At 69.3% G+C, this 251-nt stretch carries 1 protein-coding gene; it reads right to left on the bottom strand.

The window, feature by feature from the left end; genetic code table 11:
• Nucleotides 1-251, bottom strand: a 251-nt coding sequence (locus tag SB764_RS42935; protein ID WP_410867167.1) for a sigma 54-interacting transcriptional regulator, incomplete at both ends; no start/stop codon positions are given.

The raw sequence follows: 251 nt of genomic DNA, 5'->3' as shown, positions 1-251 counted from the left end.
AGTTCGAACTTGCCGACGCGGCCCTTGCGATCGGCGCCGGTGTACGCGCCGGGCGCCGCGCCGAAGAATTCGACTTCGAGCAAGGTATCCGGAATCGCCGCGACGTTGACGGTGACGAGCGGCTGATTCGCCCGCGCCGATCCGGCGTGGATCGCGTGCGCCAGCAGTTCCTTGCCGGTGCCGGTTTCGCCGAGCAGAAGCACCGGCGAATCGACCCGCGCCGCCCGGCGCGCCTGACGCTTCACTTCGAG

Source organism: Paraburkholderia sp. SIMBA_027, from assembly GCF_046535315.1.
GTDB lineage: Bacteria > Pseudomonadota > Gammaproteobacteria > Burkholderiales > Burkholderiaceae > Paraburkholderia > Paraburkholderia tropica.
Note: the sequence above shows the minus strand (reverse complement) of the source record. Positions and strands in the feature narration are given on the sequence as shown.